This window comes from Microbacterium nymphoidis (assembly GCF_021044885.1).
Taxonomy (GTDB): Bacteria; Actinomycetota; Actinomycetes; order Actinomycetales; family Microbacteriaceae; genus Microbacterium; species Microbacterium nymphoidis.
The window spans coordinates 29,196-46,080 of record NZ_JAJNOD010000008.1 but is presented as its reverse complement, the minus strand read 5'-3'; the positions used below and the strand labels follow the sequence as shown (position 1 = coordinate 46,080).

The 16,885-nt window shown below is 69.5% G+C and carries 14 protein-coding genes; 8 read left to right on the top strand and 6 right to left on the bottom strand.

Going from position 1 to position 16,885, the window contains the following annotated elements:
• Positions 1-45: 45 nt before the first annotated feature.
• The 3 genes from LQ566_RS16735 to LQ566_RS16725 all read right to left on the bottom strand — a co-directional run bounded on the left by LQ566_RS16735 (position 46) and on the right by LQ566_RS16725 (position 3,490).
• Positions 46-1,203, bottom strand: a complete 1,158-nt coding sequence (locus LQ566_RS16735; protein WP_231092921.1) for a glycoside hydrolase family 1 protein — start codon at positions 1,201-1,203, stop codon at positions 46-48.
• A gap of 155 nt (positions 1,204-1,358) precedes the next feature.
• The gene (locus tag LQ566_RS16730; RefSeq protein ID WP_231092920.1) at positions 1,359-2,501 is read right to left on the bottom strand and encodes a LacI family DNA-binding transcriptional regulator; all 1,143 of its coding nucleotides are present in this window, start codon (positions 2,499-2,501) and stop codon (positions 1,359-1,361) included.
• Between the two features lie 191 nt (positions 2,502-2,692).
• Positions 2,693-3,490: a siderophore-interacting protein gene (locus LQ566_RS16725; protein ID WP_231092919.1), complete on the bottom strand. Its 798-nt coding sequence runs from the start codon at positions 3,488-3,490 to the stop codon at positions 2,693-2,695.
• Positions 3,491-3,587: 97 nt separating this feature from the next.
• Between LQ566_RS16725 and LQ566_RS16720 the strand changes: the two genes are divergently transcribed.
• Positions 3,588-4,205, top strand: a complete 618-nt coding sequence (locus tag LQ566_RS16720; protein ID WP_231092918.1) for a PadR family transcriptional regulator — start codon at positions 3,588-3,590, stop codon at positions 4,203-4,205.
• Positions 4,202-5,683 (top strand): DHA2 family efflux MFS transporter permease subunit, encoded by a 1,482-nt coding sequence (locus LQ566_RS16715; protein WP_231092917.1) that lies wholly within the window; start codon positions 4,202-4,204, stop codon positions 5,681-5,683. Before LQ566_RS16720 ends, LQ566_RS16715 begins: the two co-directional genes overlap by 4 nt.
• A 79-nt stretch (positions 5,684-5,762) precedes the next feature.
• Here LQ566_RS16715 and purD read toward each other — a convergent pair whose 3' ends face one another.
• Together purD and LQ566_RS16705 are read right to left on the bottom strand one after the other, a co-directional pair.
• Positions 5,763-7,034, bottom strand: a complete 1,272-nt coding sequence (gene purD, locus LQ566_RS16710) for a phosphoribosylamine--glycine ligase (protein WP_231092916.1) — start codon at positions 7,032-7,034, stop codon at positions 5,763-5,765.
• 48 nt (positions 7,035-7,082) lie between these two features.
• Positions 7,083-7,439 carry a sterol carrier family protein gene (locus LQ566_RS16705; protein WP_231092915.1) on the bottom strand — a complete coding sequence of 119 codons (357 nt, stop codon included), beginning with the start codon at positions 7,437-7,439 and terminating at the stop codon, positions 7,083-7,085.
• A gap of 97 nt (positions 7,440-7,536) precedes the next feature.
• Here LQ566_RS16705 and LQ566_RS16700 point away from each other — a divergent pair, with 97 nt between their 5' ends.
• From LQ566_RS16700 to LQ566_RS16675, 6 genes are all read left to right on the top strand, one after another.
• Positions 7,537-8,460, top strand: coding sequence for an HtaA domain-containing protein (locus tag LQ566_RS16700; protein ID WP_231092914.1), 924 nt, complete (start codon positions 7,537-7,539; stop codon positions 8,458-8,460).
• Complete coding sequence (locus tag LQ566_RS16695) at positions 8,460-9,566, top strand: heme/hemin ABC transporter substrate-binding protein (protein WP_231092913.1); 1,107 nt, start codon at positions 8,460-8,462, stop codon at positions 9,564-9,566. The genes LQ566_RS16700 and LQ566_RS16695 overlap by 1 nt, the downstream gene beginning before the upstream one ends.
• Positions 9,567-9,577: 11 nt before the next feature.
• Positions 9,578-10,624, top strand: a complete 1,047-nt coding sequence (locus tag LQ566_RS16690; protein WP_231092997.1) for a FecCD family ABC transporter permease — start codon at positions 9,578-9,580, stop codon at positions 10,622-10,624.
• A complete protein-coding gene (locus tag LQ566_RS16685; RefSeq protein WP_231092912.1) occupies positions 10,621-11,385 on the top strand; it encodes a heme ABC transporter ATP-binding protein in 765 nt (254 codons plus the stop codon). The genes LQ566_RS16690 and LQ566_RS16685 overlap by 4 nt, the downstream gene beginning before the upstream one ends.
• A 126-nt stretch (positions 11,386-11,511) precedes the next feature.
• Positions 11,512-15,378: an HtaA domain-containing protein gene (locus tag LQ566_RS17735; protein ID WP_231092911.1), complete on the top strand. Its 3,867-nt coding sequence runs from the start codon at positions 11,512-11,514 to the stop codon at positions 15,376-15,378.
• A gap of 114 nt (positions 15,379-15,492) precedes the next feature.
• Positions 15,493-15,810 carry a potassium transporter Trk gene (locus tag LQ566_RS16675; protein WP_231092910.1) on the top strand — a complete coding sequence of 106 codons (318 nt, stop codon included), beginning with the start codon at positions 15,493-15,495 and terminating at the stop codon, positions 15,808-15,810.
• Between the two features lie 3 nt (positions 15,811-15,813).
• On the opposite strand, the gene LQ566_RS16670 is transcribed toward LQ566_RS16675, so the two are convergent.
• Positions 15,814-16,836, bottom strand: a complete 1,023-nt coding sequence (locus LQ566_RS16670; protein ID WP_231092909.1) for an SMI1/KNR4 family protein — start codon at positions 16,834-16,836, stop codon at positions 15,814-15,816.
• Positions 16,837-16,885: the final 49 nt, after the last annotated feature.

Below are 16,885 nucleotides of genomic sequence, written 5' to 3'. Positions count from 1 at the left end.
GGGATCGTACGCCGCGCGGGCGGCACACGAAACCCCTGCCGTGTGTCAGCTGAGGCGGCCGGTGCGGGCCACGCCGGCCAGCCAGTCCAGGCTGGGCTTGGGGCGACGCTCGAACGTTACGGGATCGACGGCCACCAGGCCGAAGGTCGGGCGGAACGATCCCCACTCGTAGTTGTCGAGCAGGGACCAGTGCAGGTAGCCGCGGACGTCGATGCCGTCGGCGATCGCCGAGGCCACGTCGCGCAGCGCCACGCCGGTGTAGTCGATGCGGCGCTGATCATCGGAGGTGGCCATGCCGTTCTCCGTGACGATGAGGGGGACATCGCCCACCACCTCGGCGCTGTGGCGGATCGCGATGCCCAGGGCCTCGGGGAAGTACTCCCACCCGGTCAGCGTGCGCTCCACGCCCTCCGGGATCGGCTGCGGCCGCCCGCCCTCGCCGATGAACGTCCGGAGATAGGCCTGCACGCCCAGCCAGTCGTCACCGCGTGCCGCCTCCAGGAAGACATCCTCCCGCGGGTACTGGTAGGCGAGAGTCTCAGCCTCGTAGCCCGGGACCGCATGGTAGGCCTGGTTGGCGATCGTCCATCCCACCTTGTGGCCACGCGCGCGCAGCATCGCCCCGGTGAGGTGATGGGCACGGATGAGGTTCTGTGTGACCACCGGGTCCGGAGCCGGGGGTTCATCGGACTGGTTCGGGGCGGCGAAATCGTGCACCACGGCGACCATGTTGGGCTCGTTGATGGTCACCACCCATTCCACCCCCGCAAGGATCTCTGCGGCGCGGGTGGCGTAGCGGAGGAACACATCGGGGGCGTCGTCGCGGCGCCACCCACCGCCGTGGGCGAACCAGCGCGGGTTGGTGAAGTGGTGCAGTGTCACATTGGGGGTCAGGCCGAGCTCGATCGCGGTCTCGATCATGCGACGGTAGTGCTGCAGCATCGCCTCCGAGAACTGTCCGTCCTCGGGTTCGATGCGCGCCCACTCGATGCTGAACCGGTACATGTCGAATCCACGGTCGGCCAGCAACTGCATGTCCTCGGGGTATCGGTGCAGGCTGTCGGCGGCGTCGCCACTGCGTTCGGCGATGTGCATCTGCGGGGAGTTCTCCATCTCCCACCAGTCCGAGCCGATGTTGTTGCCCTCGATCTGGTGGGCGGCCGTTGCCGCACCCCAGAAGAAGGAGTCGGGGAAGCTGGTCACGTGAGTCCTTTCGTGGGCGGGTCTCGGCGTGCTCGCGAAGCATCGGTGCGAATCTCGTGCGGGAGCGTCGAGTCGAGATCCGTGCGCGAATCTACGCGCTTAGATCATGTTCGAGTATTGCTCGATCACCGGAGCGACGCAAGGGTGCCGGCGGATCAACCGGGAATGCAGCCGCAGGACTCGCCGAGCATCAGCGTGGTCGGCAGGATCACGGTGTGGCCGGTGCCGCTGCGTTGTTCGGCTTCCTCGATGAGGATCCGCGCGGCGGCGCGTCCCATTTCCGCCATCGGCTGGCGCACCGTGGTGAGGGTGGGGTGAAGGACGCGACTGGCGAGGATCCCATCGAAGCCGGTGACGATCACGTCGCCGGGCACGGAGATGCCGCGTCGCTCGAGCCGCTCGATGAGGGCGATGGCGATCTGATCGCTCGCGCACACGAGGGCATCCGGAAGCTCCGTCGCAGGGACGTCCGCGATGCTCGCGGCGATGTCGTCAGCGACCTGCGACGTCGCGTGGTCTGCGATGTCGTCCGGTGCGGAGGGATGGTCCGACGTGGGCGGACCTTCTGACGCGATGAGGGGAGTCGCGGGCCGCGCGAGCCCGCGAGCGGTGAGCTCGTCCGTGATCGCGGTGAATCGCTCCTGGTAGTCCGGCGCGGCGAGATCGCCGATGAAGCTGAACCGGCGCGCGCCGTGATGGTCGACGAGATGGGTGATGAGGGCGCGCGCACCGCCGTTGTTGTCGGCCTGCACCCGATGAAACGCTTCGTCGGCGCTCACGCCGCCCATGCTGAACAGCACGACCGGCACCGTGCGCACCACCGACTCGAGTACGCCGGCGACGCCGCTCAACCCCGCGCGGCTGGGGAACACCGCGAGCCCGTCCACGCGCCCGGCGTGATCGGTGACGTCCTGCGGTGCGCGCGGATCGTTGCTGATGTGCACGGACCATCCGCGCCGTCGGCACTCCAGTTCGAACCCCCGCTGCACCTCGTCGACGTAGAGCGGGAAGACGCGGGGATCGGGCGGGCCGTCCTCCGTGGGTGCGTGTTCGTCGGAGGAGAGCAGGTCGGACTCGGTGAGGAGATCGAAGGACTGAAGACCGAGCACGCCGGTGCCGCCACGAGCGAGGCCGCGTGCGGCACCGCTCGGGACATACCCGAGCTCCCGGGCGGCATCCAGCACGGCCTCCCGGGTGCTGTCGCGGACCTGATCCGGGCGGCGGAATGCGAAGGAGACCGTCGCGGTGGACACGCCGGCGAGCTTGGCGACGTCGTACACGGTGGGCCGGCGGGCCATCACGCCTCCCTCGGTGTCGAGCCCGGTGCCCGGGCGGCTGCGGCTGCGTCGATCCTACGCGGGCGCCTCCGTGCGCACCCTCGCACGCCTCTTCTCGTGTGACTTCGTGGCGCACTGCCGTGAGACTTCGCTCTGTGGGCGAGAACCGGCGCGCTGACCGGATCTCGCCCACAGGCGGAAGACTCGCGGGGTCATTCCTCCGGGTCGGTGGGATCCAGCGGCGCGTGGTGGTCGAAGTCGGCGGCGCCGCGGCGCCAGTAGCCGTCCACGACGACCTGCTCCTTGGGCAGCCCGAGCTCGCGACGGAGGTGGCGCCGGATCGGAACGAGCTGCGTGGCTTCGCCGGCGGCCCAGACGAACGTGGACGCGTCGATCGGGGCGAGCCCGGCCAGAGTCTGCAGCGCTCCGCTCGCGTCGCGACCCGTGACGTGCACGGTGGCGGCTGTCCGGCCGAGATAGCCTGCCAGCCAGTTGCCGTCACCGACCATCGCGATGATCTCCACGGTGACGGACGCGGGCAGCAGTTCCAGCCACCGTGTCACGGCGGGCATCGCGGTCTCGTCGGCGAACAGGATGGCGCGCGAGATTCCCGCCGGAACGCCACGGGAGCCGCGCGGACCGGCGATCCGTGCGGGATCGCCGACACTCACCGACTGCGCCCAGGCCGCCGCCGGACCCGGATCGGCATGGGTGTAGAAGTCCAGGGCGAGCTCCCCATCGCTGAGCAGCGGCGTGAAGTCGCGGAGGACCACGGGTCCCGTCGGCTCGCCGTCGGGGCGCCGGGTGTGGAAGACCCCGTCCGCGTCGGGGAAGAACACCTTGACGTGGTCCGCGGGGCCGGTGCTCACGAATCCGGCGAGCTCATCCCCGGACAGCGTGACGCGGATCATCTCCGGGGCGACGCGCTCCACGCGGGAGACGGTGAGTGATCGGCTGACGAGGTCGTAGCGGGTGACTTCGCGGTGGAAACGTGGCTGAACATCGGTCATGAGTCCAGCTTAGGGTTACCTAACTTCGGTTGCGATGGTTTCGAGAGAGAATTACAGGTGTACTATTCCATCTGTACTAATTGGAGGCGATCGAACGATGAGCACACGACCCGTGCGTCCGCTCGGGGTCATGATCCTGGCGCTGCTGCGCGAGCGGGACATGCACCCGTACGAGATGATGCGGCTGCTGCGCCATCGCCGGGAGAACCGACTGGTGTCCATCCAGAACGGCACCTTCTACAACCAGATCGCCGGGCTCGTGCGTGACGGATGGATCGCCGAGGCCGGCACCGACCGCGAAGGCAATCGCCCCGAACGCACCACCTACACGCTGCTGCCGGCCGGCGCCGCGGAGATCGTCAGCTGGGTGCGCGAGCGCCTCGGTTCCACCGATCGCCCGGATGAGTTCGCGGTGGCGCTGGCGGAGGCTCACAACCTGCCGCGCGAGGAGGTCGTCGTTCTGCTCAGGCAGCGCGTCGACCAGCTCGCCACCCTGCGCGACGAGTATCAGGGCGGCTACACCGGCGCTCTGGCGAAGCCCGTCGACCGGCAGTATCTCGTCGAGCTGCAGCGGGCGATCGCCCTGCTGAACGCCGACATCGAATTCACCGAATCACTGTGCGCGGATCTCGCGGCGGGAGCCCTGCAGTGGGGCGAACCGTCGGAGCTGCACCGCGCTTCCCAACACTTCATCGCTGGAAAGGACGACGCATGACCGCGTCCGCACCCGTGACCACCGGTTCCAACCGGGTGGTCAAGCCGTGGCCCGCCCTCTGGGCTCTGGTCATCGGATTCTTCATGATCCTGGTGGACACCACGATCGTCTCGGTGGCCAACCCCGCCATCAAGAACGCTCTGGATCCCGACACCAACAACCTCGACAACGTCGTGTGGGTCACCAGCGCGTACCTGCTCGCGTACGCCGTCCCGCTTCTGGTCACCGGCCGGCTCGGCGACCGGTTCGGACCGAAGAACCTGTACCTCTCGGGCCTGGTGGTCTTCACTCTCGCCTCGCTCTGGTGCGGTGTGTCCGAGTCGCTCGGCATGCTGATCGCCGCCCGAGCCGTGCAGGGCCTCGGCGCCGCGCTGATGACCCCGCAGACGATGACGGTCATCACCCGCCTCTTCCCGCCGCAGCAGCGCGGCGCCGCCATGGGGCTCTGGGGTGCCACCGCCGGTGTCGCCTCTCTGGTGGGCCCGATCGCCGGTGGTCTGCTGGTGGACAGCTGGGGCTGGTCATGGATCTTCTTCGTGAACCTCCCGGTCGGTGTCATCGCCTTCGTCGCCGCGTGGATTCTCGTGCCCCGCATGGAGCGTCACGCCCACTCCTTCGACATCCCCGGCGTCATCGTCTCCGGTCTGGGTCTGTTCCTGCTGGTCTTCGGGCTGCAGGAGGGCGAGAAGATGTCGTGGGATGGCTGGGTGTGGACCATGATCCTCGGCGGCGTCGCGCTGCTCGTGGTGTTCGTCCTCATGCAGGCACGCACCAAGAACGAGCCCCTCGTCCCGCTGAGCCTGTTCCGTGACCGCAACTTCTCGGTCGCCAACCTCGCGATCACCACGGTCGGCTTCACGGTGACCAGCATGGTCGTGCCGCTGATGTTCTTCATCCAGGTCGCGCGCGGTCTCGATCCCACGCAGGCCGCCCTGCTGATGATCCCGATGGCCGTGATCTCCGGCGTCCTCGCGCCGTTCGCCGGCAAGCTGCTGGATCGCACCGACCCGCGGTTCCTGCTCATCCCGGGGCTGCTGCTGGTGTCGGGTGCCATCTTCGCGTACTCGATGACGATGACCGTCGATACTCCGCTCTGGGTGTACCTGATCATCGCCGGCGTGATGGGCGTGGGTCAGGCCGGCATGTGGGGGCCGCTGGCAACCACCGCCAACCGCAACCTGCCGCGCGCGCTCGCCGGTGCCGGATCGGGTGTCTACAACACCACACGTCAGATCGGCTCGGTCATCGGTTCAGCCGCGATCGCCGCGCTGATGCAGGGACGACTGGAGGCGAAGCTGCCCGGATCCTCGGAGAGTGGCTTCGGAGCGGCTACGGGACCGATTCCTCCCGCGGTGGCCGAGCCCTTCGCCGCTGCGATGTCGCAGACCATCCTGCTACCGGCGTTCGTGCTGCTGATCGGCGTCGTCGCGGTGTGCTTCATGCAGCGCCCGTCGTCGATCCCCGCCGCCCGCTCGTAGCCCACGGGTCGCCGCAAAACCCAGAACGTCCGAGAAGCCCCATAAGCACGGGGTTCTCGGACATTCTGGTTTTTCGCGGTCAGTCGCCGGCGACGCGGGCGGCGATGTCGTGGCGGAAGTGCGATCCCTCCAGGCCGATGCGCTCGATCGCCGCATAGGCGGCGGTGCGGGCGGCTGAGAACGAGTCTCCCGTCGCCACCACGTTGAGGACGCGTCCGCCCGTGGCCGTGAGTGCGCCCCCGGAGTCGGTGGTCGCGGCATGGGCGATGTGCACATCGGCGACGCTCTCCGCCTCGGCAAGCCCGGTGATCCGGCGTCCGGTCACGGAGTTGACGGGGTAGCCTTCGCTCGCCAGCACCACCGTGACGGCCTTGCGATCGGAGAACTCCGGGCGCGGCTCGTCCTCGAGCGTGCCGGTGGCCGCGGCGAACAGGAGGCGGGACAGCGGCGTGGTGAGGCGGGGGAGGACCACCTGGGTCTCCGGGTCGCCGAATCGTGCGTTGAACTCGATCACCTTGATGCCCGCATCGGTGAGGATCAGGCCCGCGTACAGGAGCCCGATGAACGGCGTGCCGCTGCGGTCCATCTCGCGGATCACGGGCAGGGCCACCGTCTTCTCCACCTCATCGACGAAAGCCGCCTCCGAGCCGAAGCGCTCGGCCAGCCAGGGCAGCGGAGAGTATGCGCCCATGCCGCCGGTGTTGGGGCCGGCATCTCCGTCTTCGGCGCGCTTGAAGTCCTGCGCGGGGCTGAGCGGGCGAACGGTGTCGCCGTCCGAGAGGAAGAAGAGGGAGACCTCGGGGCCCGAGAGGAACTCTTCGATGAGGACGGGCCCGCCCGGGAGGTAGGACTCTGCGTGGGCGATCGCGGCATCGCGGTCGGTCGTGACGATCACGCCCTTGCCTGCAGCGAGTCCATCGGCCTTGACCACGTAGGGTGCTCCGAACTCATCCAGCGCCGCGGTCACCTCGGTGGCGGACGCCGCGCGGACGGCGCGACCGGTGGGGACTCCCGCCGCCTCCATGATGCGCTTCGCGAACGCCTTGGATCCCTCCAGTGCCGCGGCGGCCTTGCCTGGACCGAATACGGGGATGCCTGTGGCGCGCAGACGATCCGCCACGCCGGCGATGAGCGGGGCCTCGGGACCGACTACCACGAGGTCGATGCTGTGGGTCTGGGCGAAGTCGGTGACCGAGACCGGGTCGTTCGCGTCGACCGGCACGACGGTGGCGTCACGGGCGATGCCCGCATTGCCGGGGGCGGCGAACAGCTCGTGCTCGCTGCTCTCCGCACGCAGAGCGAGGACGATGGCGTGCTCACGAGCACCGGAACCAAGCACCAGGATCTTCACAGGGCCCAGCCTATCCGGGGGCGTGCCGCGCGTTACAGCCGGTGAATCTCAGGGTCGCAGCGGAAGCAGCGGGGAGAGGTCCGCGCGCACCCCGGAGGCGCTGATCAGACCCTGGCCGTACAGGTCGGCCCAGGACTGTGCGCCGGTGGCCAGCGCGATCCAGGTGTCGGCGTCCGTCTCCACCACGTTGGGCGGTGTGCCTCGTGTGTGGCGGGGCCCCTCGACCACCTGAACGGCACCGAACGGGGGAACGCGCACCTCAACGGAGTTGCCGGGGGCCTTCTCCGCGAGGAGCTGGAGCAGATAGCGCACCGCGGTCGCGCGATCCATGCGCGCCGTCGATCCGTCCAGCACCGCGGCGAGTGCGCGCCGGCCGATGATCGTCTCGATTTTCGGAGTCGGCATACGGACACGTTAGCCCCGGCTGCGGACACGCGGACTCGAACATAGGTAAGGCATGCCTTAGTCTTATGAAGATCCCCCATCCCGATTCGGAGTCGTCATGCGCCCGTTCGCCGCTGTTCTCTCGCGCCCTCGCATCACCGGGAAGCTTTCCGCTCCCGTGCTCGTCGTCGTGGCCGCCCTCGGAGCGGGCGCGGCCGCCACGGTCCCCGCTGCTCCCGCGGCGGCCGTCACCGCGAAGGTGTGTTCGGTCGATGCCGCGGACCTCACGTGGGGCTTCAAGGAGTCGTTCCGCTCGTACATCTCCGGCACGATCGCCAACGGCGAGTGGCAGACCGACGGAGGCGCCAGCTACTCCACCCCGAGCTTCAGCTTCACCGGAGGCACGGGCGAGTATCAGCCCGCCACCGCCACCGGCACGGTCTCCTTCCCCGGCGCGATTCGCTTCACCGGACACGAGGGTCTGCTGCAGACCAGCGTCTCCGTGCCCACCGTGCAGTTCACGAGTGCGGGCACCGCGCGACTCCTGCTGGACATTTCCAGCGTCCCGATGGACCAGGCGCTCGCCGGGGACAGCACTGTGCACACGAGCGCTCAGGTGCCGTTCGTGGACATCGACCTCTCCGCCGCCACCGTCACTCGCACCGGCGAGGATGTGACTATCACGGGTACCGAGCTGCCCACCGCGATCACGGCGGAGGGGTTCGCTGCGTTCGGCAACTACGAGGCCGGTACCGCATTCGATCCCATCTCCCTCACCGTGCACGCCACGTGCGCTCCGGCGGAAACCGAGGCCCCCACGGCGGAGGCGAGCGCAGCGGCAGACGCCCCGACGGGCGACGCCCAGGCGGCCACGCCCGCGACAGCCGCCGCGGGCACGGGAACGGGCACCGGCACGGGCACCGGCTGGGTGCCCTGGGCGATCGGAGGCGGTGGGGTCATCGTCGTGCTTGCGGCGGCGGGAACCACCCTCCTTGTGCGCCGGCGCGCAACGGAGTCCGCGCACGCGGACGATCAGCGCTGATGCGTCGTCTCACCGCCGTCCTCGCGGCCGCCGTGCTGGCACTCTCCCTCGCTGCGTGCACCCCCGCTTCGGGTAGCGACACCGGTGCACCTGCGGCCGGCGTCGCGGCAGAGCGTGTGCCGCTGGCGGAGCTGACCCCACTCGCCGACCCGAAGGCGTACGAGGGTGCCAGCACGGCTCACCTACTCGGCGCGGCGATCGAGCCGGTCACGGAAGCTCCCGCGCAGTCCCTGCCGGCCACGGTCGTCTCGCACGACCGATCCGGCGACGTGGACGTGACCGTCGCCGACACCTCCCGGGTCATCGCGATGGACATCGCCGGATCCATCGCCGCCACGGTGTGGGGCCTGGGCTTCGGTGACACCCTCGTCGGGCGTGACATCTCCTCCACCTTCCCCGGCGTCGAGGACCTGCCGGTGATCACCGGCAGCGGCCACACGATCAACACCGAGGCCGTCATCGCCCTCCGGCCCACGCTCGTGATCACCGACGGCTCGATCGGTCCGAACGACGTGGTGACGCAACTGCGCGACGTCGGAATCCCGGTGGTCTTCATCGAGGACACCGCTTCTTACGACGGCGCGATCGACATGGCGCGCGCCGTGGCGGCGGTGTACGGGGCGACGGCGGCGGGAGAAGCCCTCGCGCAGCGCACGGCCGATGCGCTCGCGGCCGCACGGGCCGACATCACGACCCTGGCGCCGCAAGCCGAGGGGGATCGGCTCCGCATGGTCTTCCTCTATCTGCGCGGATCATCCGGGGTCTACTACCTCTTCGGATCCGAGTCGGGTGCCGACCAGCTCATCGAGGCTCTCGGGGGTGTGGACGTCGCGGGCGAGCTCGGCTGGGGCGGCATGCGGCCGCTGACCGATGAAGCGATGGTCTCGGCCGACCCCGACCTGATCCTCGTGATGACGAGCGGCCTGGATTCGGTGGGCGGTGTCGACGGGCTGCTGCAGGCCAAACCCGCCATCGCGCTCACGCGGGCCGGTCAGCACCGGCGCATCGTGGACATGGCCGACGGGGAGATCCTCTCCTTCGGGCCGCGCTCCGCCGAGGTGCTGGATGCGCTGGCGCGGGCGATCTACGCGCCGGACGTACCGTGACCGCTCCAGGGCTGGCTGCACGTCGGCGGTCTCGGACCGTCGTCCTGTTCACGGTGTCGGCAGCGCTGCTGCTCGCGGGAATCGTGCTCTCGGCCGGTCTCGGGCAGCTCGCCATCGGCCCCGCCGACGTGATCGGCTCGCTGCTTCGCGCCGTGGGGCTGCCCAATGGGTGGGCGCCGGAGGACGCCCTCATCGAGCAGACGCTGTGGCAGATCCGCCTTCCACGCGTGGCGATGTCGCTGCTCGTGGGCGCATTGCTCGCCGTCGCCGGTGCGGTCATGCAGGCGGTGTTCGCCAACCCGCTGGCCGAGCCCGGTGTGGTCGGCGTCTCGTCCGGGGCAGCGCTCGGAGCGGCGGCGTCGATCGCCTTCGGCCTGACGTTCCTCGGCGGGTGGACCACGGCGGTCTTCGCGTTCGCCGGCGGTCTCGTGGCCACCTTCGTGGTGTACTCGACCGCACGCGCGCAGGGGCGCACCGAGTCGGTGACCCTTGTGCTCACCGGCATCGCGGTGAACGCGTTCGCCGGCGCCGGGCTCGCGCTGCTGATGACGGTGGGGGATTCCGGATCGCGCGAGCAGATCGTGTTCTGGCAGCTCGGATCGATGAACGGGTCGCGTTGGGGCGAGGTGGGAGTCTCTGCGCTGGTCGGCGGTGCCGCGGTGATCGCCGCACTCCTGCTGGCGCGCCAGTACGACCTGCTCGCGCTGGGCGACCGCACCGCCGCTCACCTCGGCGTCCGCGTCGAGCGACTGCGCATCCTCTCCATCGTGCTGGTGGCATTGCTCACGGGCGCCGCGGTGGCCTTCGTCGGCATCATCTCCTTCGTCGGTCTCGTCGTCCCCCACATCGTGCGAATGATCCTCGGTCCGTCCAATCGGCTGCTGATCGGTGCGTCGGCGCTGCTCGGCGCTGCGCTCCTCGTGCTGGCCGACCTGCTCGCCCGTACCCTGGTGCCCGCCACCGACCTGCCGATCGGCGTGCTCACCTCTCTCGTCGGTGGTCCGTTCTTCTACTGGCTCATCCGCCGGAACCGCCGCCGGGCGGGAGGCTGGACATGAACGCGATCACGGTACGCGGCGTTCGTGTGCTGCTCGGCGGTTCCGCCGTGCTGGACGGCGTGGATCTGGACGTCGCCTACGGGCGGGTGCTGGCGCTGGTGGGACCCAACGGCGCGGGCAAGTCGACGCTGCTGGGCGTCCTCACCGGCGACGTCCGCCCGCACGCGGGGGAGGTCCTGCTCGATGACCGCCCGCTCAGTGCCTGGACGGCGAAGGAGCTGGCGCAGAAGCGTGCCGTGCTCACGCAGTCGAACCAGGTGACCTTCTCCTTCACCGCACGCGAAGTGGTCGAGATGGGACGCGCGCCGTGGCCGGCCTCCGCTGCCGACGGCCCGATCATCGATGAGGCCGTGGCCCGTGTCGATGCCGTGCATCTCGTCGATCGGCCGTTCCCCGCCCTGTCCGGCGGCGAGAAGGCGCGTGTTTCGCTGGCGCGAGTGCTGGTGCAGCACACGGCGATCGTGTTGCTCGATGAGCCCACCGCGGCGCTGGATCTGCGACACCAGGAGGATGTGCTGCGTCTCGCGCGGGATCTGGCCGCGACGGGCCGCGCAGTGGTGGTGGTGCTGCACGATCTTTCGGTGGCGGCCGCCTACGCCGATGAGGTGGCGATGCTCGCGGGTGGATCGATCGTCGCCCACGGCAGCGCGCATGAGGTGCTCACCGCCGAGCGCGTGGCCGAGGTCTACGGCGCTCCTGTGCGCGTGATGGCGGATCCCGATACGGGCCGTCCCATCATCCTGCCCCGGCGTGATGCCTGAGATCCGGCTTCGCTCCGCGTAGAAGTTAGGTTAGGCTAACAAAAGTCTGATGATTACCCCGACTCCTGCGCGCAGCACGCAGGTGCACCAGAAGAGGAAGGTCCTGACGTGAAGACCAGGAGAAGGGTGTCCGTACAGCGGGCGCTCGCAACAGCGCTGACCGGCGCAATGGTGGCTGCGGCCGCCGTCATCGGTCTCGCCACCCCCGCGGCGGCCGCAGCGGGCAACCGCACGCTCACCGCCGTGGCGACCGAGGTCCCCGACACCCGTGTCGACGTGCAGGTGTCCGGCACCGGTTACGAGGACGTCAAGGCGCTGCCGGGGCAGGCATCGCCGCACCTGTATGCCGCGCTCATCGTGGCGGGCTCGGACCTCGCGAGCATCGACATGGGCGGCGCCGTGCCGAACATCTCCGCGGACATCGCCCCGGACGGCACCTTCTCCGGCACGCTCAGCCAGGAGGCCGCGAAGCTGGACCGCACGCAGGCGTATGAAGTCATCACCTGGCCGTCCCGTTCCCTTCCCACGGCCGCGACCCTATACTCGCGCACCGATGTGACGATCGACTGGGATGCGCTGTTCCCGAAGGCCGCCCAGGCCACGCAGACAGCGCTTGTGGCGAGCGCTGAGTCGATCGTCGAGGGCTCGAGCGCGACGCTCACCGCCACGGTCACGCCGGCAGCTGCCGGCACCGTGACCCTCAGCGACGGACAGAGCACCGCGGTCAGCGACGGGGTTGCCACCTTCACGGTCTCTCCGGCGGTCGGGACGCACTCCTTCACCGCGTCCTTCGAGCCGGAGAACCCCGCCGAGTTCCTCGCATCCGACTCCGGCAGCGCCAGTATCACGGTGACGGCGAAGCCGGTCACGCCGGTCTACGAACCGAAGCTCTCGGTATTCCTCGCCGACGGCACCACGCCGTACACCGGCCAGCCCCTGTACGACGGCGATGCACTCGTCGTCCGCGGCAGCGGCTTCGACCCCCAGGGCAACGTCGGCGGACGCGGTGCGCCGCTGCCGGTGGGTCCGCAGGGCACCTATGTGGTCCTCGGGTCCTTCCTCGCCGACTGGAAGCCGTCCGCGTCCGCGCCTTCCAGCGCGCGCAAGATCGCCGATCAGCGCTGGGCGATGTCCCAGGCCGTCCTCGACAGCGTCCCCGCCCAGTACAAGTCAGCCGTCGCGGGCCAGGCGGCGATCATCTCCTCGACGGGTGAATTCACCCTCACCCTGACCGCCCAGAAGTTCGACACCGCGCTCGCCGGGGGTGCCTGGGGTGTCTACTCCTACGCGGCCGGCGGCGTGGTGAACGCGTCGCAGGAGCTGTCCGTCGCCGTGGACTATCGCGGGGCGAAGGCGCCGGAACCCACGCCGACTCCGACTCCCACATCGACGCCGACTCCCACCCCGACGGTCACCTCGACTCCGACTCCCACCCCGACGGCCACGCCGACCCAGCCCGCGGCGAAGCCGCGTGTGACGGTGACGCCGTCCTCTGACCTTGACCCGTCGGTGGAGAACACGGTCACCGTCTCCGGGACCGGGTTCACCGGTGCCGGAGCGACCAACGGTGTGTACCTCGCTCTCGGTGAGGCGTCGAACTGGACCTCGGGTGCGTTCCCGGCCGATGGCTGGGTGTCGCTCGGCTGGGTGATGCCGGCCCAGCTGAAGAACGGTGCATTCACGACCACGCTGGCGGTTCCGGCCGGGGCTCTTCGGCCCGGCACGTCCTACATCGTCGGCACCTCCGCCGCCCACGAACTGTCGGTCACCGACCGCACCCTCGACACTCGCACGCCCGTCACGGTGAAGACCGTCACGACGCCCACCCCGACGCCGACGCCGACCAAGCCGACGACGCCGGGAACGAAGCCCACCGTGCTCCTCACGCCGCTGGCGCCCCTCGACCCGTCGGTGGAGAACACGGTCACCGTCTCCGGGACCGGGTTCACCGGTGCCGGTGCGGCCAACGGTGTGTACCTCGCCCTCGGTGAGGCGTCGAACTGGACCTCGGGTGCGTTCCCGGCAGACGGCTGGATCTCCCTCGGCTGGGTCATGCCCGGGCAGCTCAAGAACGGTGCGTTCACGACCACGCTGACGGTTCCCGCCGGTGCTCTCGAAGCGGGCACGTCCTACATCGTCGGCACCTCCGCCGCGCATGGGCTGTCGGTCACCGACCGCAGCCTCGACACCCGCACCGCGGTGTCGGTGAAGTCCGGATCCACTCCGGAGCCGACCCCGACGCCGACCACGCCGACGCCGACGCCGACGCCGACGACGCCGACCGATGGTCCGCAGGTCACCCTGTCACCGTCCGCCGAGCTCGACCCGGCCGTCGAGAACGTCATCACCGTCTCCGGCACCGGCTTCACCGGTGCGGGAGCGGCCAACGGCGTGTACCTCGGTCTCGGTGAGGCGTCGAACTGGACCTCGGGCGCCTTCCCGGCCGACGGCTGGCTGGCACTCGCGTGGGTCATGCCCGGGCAGCTCAGCAACGGCGCGTTCACCACGACGCTGACGGTTCCCGCTGGGGCTCTCCAGCCGGGTACGTCGTACATCGTGGGCACATCCGCGGCGCATGGGCTGTCGGTCACCGACCGCAGTCTCGACACCCGCACCGCGGTGTCGGTGAAGTCCGGCTCCACCCCCCAGCCGACTCCGACCCCCACTCCCACCCCGACGCCGACGGCGCCGAGCACGGACGGTCCGGAACTGAGCGTGTCGCCCGCGGGTGCCGTCGATCCGAACATCGAGAACGTCATCACGGTGACCGGAACCGGCTACACCGGTGCGGCCGCGGCGAACGGCGTCTACATCGGTCTCGGTGAGAGCGCGCTCTGGCAGGGTAAGAGCGCCTTCCCGCAGGACGGCTGGCTCGACGTGCAGTGGATCACACCGCAGCAGCTCACGGGCGGCTCCTTCACCGCCACCTTCACGGTGCCGGCGGGCACGTTCGATCCGAAGGTGAGCTACCAGTTCGCGACGTCGGCCGCGCACGGCCTGTCGATCACGAACCGTTCGCTCGACGCCTTCGCTGCGGTCGAGATCCAGGATGTCGCGCTGGAGCCGGCCATCCGCGTGGGCGCCACCGTGGTCAAGCCCGGGGGAGAGCTGACCGTCACCGGCGTCGGCTTCCCCGCCGGAGCGCCGGTCACGGTGACCATCCACTCCGAGCCGTTCGTCCTCGGCACCGCCCCGGCGGATGAAACGGGCGCGTTCAGCGTGACCGGTACCCTGCCCGCCGATTTCCCGGCGGGTGAGCACACGGTGATCGCGACCTCGGGTGATATCGAGAAGCGCTCCACCATCACGGTGGCCGCCACGGTTCAGCCCAGTCCCGCTCCGGGGACGACGACCCCGGCCGCTCCGGTCTGCACCGCGCAGGAGATCACCGGTGGCAGCTTCGAGTGGGGCGTGAAGGCCAGCTTCGTGAACTACATCAACGGCCCGATCGCCAAGGGCTCCTCGTCGATCGGCTGGGGTTCGGCGTCCGGCGCCTACAACGCCGCGGACGCTCGTGGCCGCGTGAGCTACGCGGGTGCTGCCAGCTTCACGGGCCACAGCGGCCTGCTGGATCTGACGCTGTCGAATCCGCGTGTCGTGCTCACCGGCGCCTCCTCGGCGACGCTGTACGTCGATGTGATGTCGGCGGGCTACGGCGGCAAGGCCGCGGTGAATCAGTCGGGTGTCGCCTTCGCCACGCTCAACCTGTCCGCGGCGAGCTCGGCCGGCCTCAGCTGGAGCGGTGCCCCGGCAACGCTGACCGCTGCCGGTGCCGCGGCCTTCATGGGCTTCTACAACGCCGGTGACGCGCTCGACCCCGTGTCGTTCTCGTTCTCGCTCGGTGCGGAGGTTCCGTGCGATTCGTCGACCGATGCGTCGCTCGCCGTGACGGGCTCCGAGGCCCCCGCCGCCCTTCTCTGGGCTGCGCTCGGGCTCATCGCCCTCGGTGCCGGCGTGGTCGTGCGACGTCGGCTGGTGGCCGCTGCGGTCTGATCCGTGGCGCGCACCGGGAGGCGGGGGAGCGATCCCCCGCCTCCCGGCGTTTGCGGACGCACCGTCTCGAAAGGGCGAAGCTAACGCACAGGTGCACGGTGCCACAATGGAGCCATGGCCGCCGATCGCACTCCTCCTGCTGTGTCTGAGGCCCGCATCCGACGGGTCCCGAAGTACGGTGTCTTCCTGGTGCTCGGCGGCGGACTCGGCCTGATCACCGCGGCCATCCTCACCTTCGCGTTCGACGGCAGCAGCACGCCCAGCGCCATCGGCGTGACCTACTCGCCGGGTGCCGTCTTCGGCTTCCTGGCGCTGTTCTGTGCCGTGTGCGGCGTCGCTGTCGGCGCGATCGTCGCCCTCGTCCTCGACAAGGTGGTCGGTCGTCGCACGCACACCGTCACCATCGAGCGCGAGACCTTCACCGAGGACTGACCCTCACAACATCGCGTAGACGTTGAGCAGGCGCACCAGCGACCGCTCCGTCTCGGCCGAGAAGCGGTAGCCCCGCGGGGTCTCGACGATCGCTCCGGATTCCACCTGCTGGTTCCACCAGTCCACGACGAAGTCGCGCGCCCAGCCGCCGGTGGTGAAGCCGTACGGCTCTCGGACGTAGGACGACGGGATCATCATGACGTAGCAGGGGTGGTCGTAGGTGGGATCCTCCGGGTCCTCGTCGAGGAAGTCGTCCATCGAGGTCGCCGTGGTCAGCGCCGAGTACAGCAGGAACATCGTCGAATACATCAGGTTCGACTCGCCGTCGGAATGCAGGGCGAAGAAGCCCTTCTCCCGAACGATGCGCCGCCCGATCGTGCGGATGGTGGCCTCCGCGTCCGTCAGCACCGGACCGAGGGCCGCGATGCCGCGCTGCACGATGGGCGAGAACGAGCCCTTCTCCACCGTCTCGAGCTCCTCCGCGAGCGTCCCTTCGGGGCTGTCGAGGAATTCCGCCTCGGGCACCAGCCCGCGGATGAAGGTCTGGAAGTCCGGCGCGATGAAGGAGATGCGGTAATCGTCCTCCTGATCCACGATCACCACCGCGGGCTCGCCCCGGGGGCCGCATTCGCGGTAGTCGAACATGAACACGCTGTGACCGGCGGTCGGGGTGTCGGCGAAGCAGACGCCGATGTCCGGGTATCCCCATTCCGCCTGCATGAACGGTGAGCCGAGGTCGCCCAGCAACGACCACGTGGCCGTCCGGCCGATGGCGTACAGGCCCGTGACGGCGACGTGATCCTCCGCCCACACGCGCACGCCCGTGGTGGGGAAGCAGTTGCGCTCCAGGGTGCCGCCGTTTCGAACGCGGGCGAGTTCGACGTACGCGGCGGGGAGCCGATACCCCAGTTCCGCTTCGACCTCGGCCACGAGCTCGTCCGTGGGGGCGGCCTCCGTGTACTTCTCGAATCCGTACTCGGAATCATCGAACAGGCCGGCCAAGTCCGCCGTGGTGAATATCGACATTCGGCCTCCGAGGGGAGTCTGCCATGCGCCGCCGAACAGTGCGCCGCTC

Coding starts and splice junctions, on each gene's coding strand:
- LQ566_RS16670 (WP_231092909.1), bottom strand. CDS start 16,836: ATGTCGATATTCACCACGGCGGACTTGGCCGGCCTGTTCGATGATTCC.
- LQ566_RS16720 (WP_231092918.1), top strand. CDS start 3,588: ATGAGCACACGACCCGTGCGTCCGCTCGGGGTCATGATCCTGGCGCTG.
- LQ566_RS16715 (WP_231092917.1), top strand. CDS start 4,202: ATGACCGCGTCCGCACCCGTGACCACCGGTTCCAACCGGGTGGTCAAG.
- LQ566_RS16695 (WP_231092913.1), top strand. CDS start 8,460: ATGCGTCGTCTCACCGCCGTCCTCGCGGCCGCCGTGCTGGCACTCTCC.
- LQ566_RS16705 (WP_231092915.1), bottom strand. CDS start 7,439: ATGCCGACTCCGAAAATCGAGACGATCATCGGCCGGCGCGCACTCGCC.
- LQ566_RS16675 (WP_231092910.1), top strand. CDS start 15,493: ATGGCCGCCGATCGCACTCCTCCTGCTGTGTCTGAGGCCCGCATCCGA.
- LQ566_RS16685 (WP_231092912.1), top strand. CDS start 10,621: ATGAACGCGATCACGGTACGCGGCGTTCGTGTGCTGCTCGGCGGTTCC.
- LQ566_RS16700 (WP_231092914.1), top strand. CDS start 7,537: ATGCGCCCGTTCGCCGCTGTTCTCTCGCGCCCTCGCATCACCGGGAAG.
- LQ566_RS16725 (WP_231092919.1), bottom strand. CDS start 3,490: ATGACCGATGTTCAGCCACGTTTCCACCGCGAAGTCACCCGCTACGAC.
- LQ566_RS16730 (WP_231092920.1), bottom strand. CDS start 2,501: ATGGCCCGCCGGCCCACCGTGTACGACGTCGCCAAGCTCGCCGGCGTG.